The organism is Dietzia sp. UBA5065 (genome assembly GCA_002415925.1).
GTDB lineage: Bacteria > Actinomycetota > Actinomycetes > Mycobacteriales > Mycobacteriaceae > Dietzia.
Genome location: DIAZ01000006.1, coordinates 11903 through 15489 on the forward strand (window position 1 = coordinate 11903; position 3587 = coordinate 15489).

At 72.2% G+C, this 3587-nt stretch carries 2 protein-coding genes and 1 pseudogene; 2 read left to right on the forward strand and 1 reads right to left on the reverse strand.

Annotated features, from left to right (window positions below):
* Positions 1-597: pseudogene (locus B4M60_RS00620) on the forward strand (enolase C-terminal domain-like protein); the annotation flags it as partial.
* A 777-nt stretch (positions 598-1374) separates the two neighbouring features.
* On the opposite strand, the gene B4M60_RS00625 reads toward B4M60_RS00620, so the two are convergent.
* On the reverse strand, positions 1375-1965 hold the full coding sequence (locus B4M60_RS00625; protein WP_291079428.1) for a flavin reductase family protein: 591 nt from the start codon (positions 1963-1965) through the stop codon (positions 1375-1377).
* A 110-nt stretch (positions 1966-2075) separates the two neighbouring features.
* Between B4M60_RS00625 and B4M60_RS00630 the strand changes: the two genes are divergently transcribed.
* On the forward strand, positions 2076-3566 hold the full coding sequence (locus tag B4M60_RS00630) for a WS/DGAT domain-containing protein (RefSeq protein WP_291079429.1): 1491 nt from the start codon (positions 2076-2078) through the stop codon (positions 3564-3566).
* Positions 3567-3587 lie beyond the last annotated feature (21 nt).

The following is a 3587-nucleotide window of genomic DNA, read 5'->3' on the forward strand; positions in this document are numbered from 1 at the left end:
CAGAAGCTCAACGACGACGTCGCCCGCATCGCCGCCGTCCTCCAGGCCCGCCCCGGCGCGCGCGTCCGGGTGGACGCCAACGGCGCGTGGTCGGTGGCCGAGGCCGCGCACGCCGTCCGGGTCCTGGACCAGGCCGTGCGCGCGGCCGACGCCACCCGCGCTCCCGGCACCGGACCGGTCTCCCTCGACGGCCCCGGCCTGGAGTACGTCGAGCAGCCCTGCGCCACGGTCGACGAGCTCGTGCAGCTGCGCGCGCGCCTGGCCGCGGACGGGGTGCACGTGGACGTGGCCGCCGACGAGTCCATCCGCCGCGCCTCCGACCCGCTGCGCGTGATCCGGGCGGGCGGCGCCGACCGGGCCGTGGTCAAGGTGGCGCCGCTCGGCGGGGTGCGGCGGGCGCTGGCGATCGTGGCGGAGTGCGGCCTGCCGGCGGTGGTGTCCTCGGCGCTGGACACCTCGGTGGGGATGGCAGGCGGGTTGGCTCTGGCCGCCTGTATGCCGTCGCTGCACTATGCCTGCGGGCTGGGGACCGTTCGCCTGCTCGGTGGGGATGTCGTAGCCAATCCCGTTGCGCCCGAGGCAGGTTGGCTTGATGTCGCTCGCCATCTCGGGGGCGGGGTCGNNGTCAAGGTGGCGCCGCTCGGCGGGCCGCGGCGCCTGCTGGCCGTGGCCGCCGAACTCGGGGTGCCGATCACCGTCTCCAGCGCACTCGACTCCGCGGTCGGGGTCGCGGCGGGGGTCGCGGCGGCCGCGGCGCTACCGGGCGGCCGCGGCGGTGGCGCCGGAGGGAGTGGTGCCGACGACGACGAGATCCCCGCCGCCGGCCTGGGCACCGGCGGGTTCTTCCTCGAGGACGTGGTCGACCCGGGAACGTTCGCCCTGGTGGACGGCCATCTCCCGGTGGTCGCGGTGGCCCCGGACCCGGCGCGGCTGGCGGGCCTGCGGGCGCGCACCGACCGGCGGGACTGGTGGCTGGGGCGGATCCGCCGCTGCCACGCTCTGCTCTGAGGCCCGGCCGGGCAGTCCGCGAGCGGTCACGCCGCCATTCGCCGAGCGGTCCCGCCGCCATTCGCCGCGTGAGGCTCCGGAGCGCCCCCGGCGACCCGCGGGGAGGGCGTCGAGCCCGGCGCCGGAGAACGCCACACAGCCCCGGTTACAGGGGTCAGGCGAGGTTGCTCGCGATTCCTGCCCCGTTGCGCGAACTCCGGTACGTGCCGGCGGCGTGTCCCGCGCCGGGACTTCGAGCAAATGGGCAGGAATCACGAGCAGCCGTCGCCGAACCACGACCAACGGTTCGCGATCCACGAGCAACCGCGCGGACGCTCGAGCAGCCGGCGGGGCGCGGGCGGCGCGGGGGCGGGGGCGGGTGGCGGCCTACCGGGTCGGCCGCGGCAAGTCCCTCGTCCGCGGGGCGTATCCCCACTGATGGCGACCGAGCCGCGAGGGTGGCAGGAGCGCGCCGAAGTCGGGCAGGCCGTCGGGGGCCAGCACCTCGTCGACGATCGACACGCTCACGACCCGACCCAGCAGCATCGCGCTGGTGCCGAGGTCGATCACGTCGTGGCGCACGCATTCGAACGCGATCGGCGCCTCGGCCACCCGCGGCGCGGCCACCACGTCGGAGGGCTCGGCGGTCAACCCGAAGGCGGCGAACTCGTCGACCTCTGGTCCCACCGGTGCGGAGGTCGCATTGATGACCTCCATGAGCGATTCGGTGCCGATGTTCACCACGAACTCGCCGGTGTCCACGACATTGCGATAGGTGTCCTTGCGGCCGACGGAGGTGACCGCCAGGATCGCGGGGTCGGTGCAGGCCACGGTGAAGAACGAGTACGGCGCGAGGTTCGGGTGCCCGTCGGCGGAGACGGTCGAGACCCAGGCGATGGGCCGGGGGGCGACGGCCGCGGTGAGCAGGGCGTACATGCCGCTCGCGGGGGGATCCTCAGGTGTGTGGACGGTGCGCATGGGACCATTCTGCAGCCAGCCCACCCGAAGGTGCATGAGCCGTGTCACACCTGCTCTAGCCTTGAGCGGCGGGCCCAGGATGCGGTCGGCGAGGAAAGGGGTCGGGGACGATGGCGGAGACGGACAGGGTGAGGATCCCGTTGCGGGATCAACTGTGGTTGTTGATGGACCGCCCCGACAACCTGATGTACATCAACTCGCTGCTGTGGTTCGAGGAGATCCCCGACTGGGACAAGGTCACGGAGGCGATCGCCACCCGGATGGTGGACCCGTACCCGGTGTTCCGTCGGGTCCCGGTCCGGGAGGGCCGCCGGTGGTACTGGCAGGACGACCCGGACTACGACATCTCGAGGCAACTCGTCCGCAGCCGCCTCCCCGCCCCGGGCGGGCGGGCGGAGGCGGAGGCGTACGTCGCCGAGCAGATGAGCATCCCGCTCCCGGACGACCGCCCGATCTGGCGAACGGAATTCATCGAGGGCTACTTCGGACACGATTCCGAGAAGGAGGGGGCGCTGCTCCTCTTCCGCGTCCAGCACGGCATGGTCGACGGCATCCGCCTGACGCAGCTCATCCTCAGCCTGTGCGACAGGGACGACGAGTCGCCGCTGCCCAAGGTGGGTCGCGATCTTTCGCCGAGCGGCGGCGGCATCCTGGGCGCGGTGGGCAGTGCCGGCGCCGGGATGGCCAAGGACTCGTTCGGCATTGCGCTCGGCCTCACCGGCGCCACCATCAAGTTTCCCCTGACGCTCGCCAGGCTGGCCAGGGACGTCGTGGCGCCGGGCCGGGGGATCACCAGGATCCCCACCCGGGTGGTCGAGTCGCTGTCGGAGAACATCGACCCCACCAACCGGACCACCAACACCTACCGCTCGGTGTTCCGCCTACTGTTCGAGCCGAAGTCGCCCGAGCTCACGTGGAGCGGACACGCCCACGCCCAGAAGAGGGTCTCCTGGATCTCCGGGCTCGACCTCGCGGCGGTCAAACGGGTCGCCAGGGCGCACGACACCACGGTGACCGCCGTGATGATCGCCGCCGTGTCCAAGGCGCTCACCGAGTATCTCGACGCGCACGGCGACCGCCCCGTCTCCGACATCAACCTCATGGTGCCGATGTCCGTCGCGCCGGTGGGGGACGACCTCCCCGAGGACCTGGGTAACCACCTCACGCTCATCCTCATGCGTCTGCCGCTGGGGATCGACGACCCCGACGAGCTGATCGACGAGATCACCAAGTCCATGACCCGGGTCCGCTACTCGTTCGAGCCGCACGTCAACCTGGCCACGATGCTCACCGTGGCCGTCACGCCCGGGCCGGTCGCGCACGCGGTGGTGGACATGTTCGCCAACAAGACCGTCGGGCAGCTCACCTCCGTGCCGGGGCCGGTCTCGACCGTCCGGCTGGCCGGCACGCCGGTCGGGGGGATGCTCGGCTGGGTTCCCATGAGCGGTGACCAGGCCCTGGGGATCTGCATCTTCAGCTACAACGGCGAGGTCACGGTGGGTATCGCGACCGATGCCGTGCTCGTCCCGGATCCGGGCGAGGTCGCGGGGATGATCGAGGGTCAGTTCACGACGTTCGACGGGTGGTACGAGGAGGAGTGAGCCCGCGTCACCACGGCGCCG

Excerpts from the sequence above, each read along its gene's own strand:
- B4M60_RS00625 (WP_291079428.1), bottom strand. The coding sequence starts at position 1,965 with ATGCGCACCGTCCACACACCTGAGGATCCCCCCGCGAGCGGCATGTAC.
- B4M60_RS00630 (WP_291079429.1), top strand. The coding sequence starts at position 2,076 with ATGGCGGAGACGGACAGGGTGAGGATCCCGTTGCGGGATCAACTGTGG.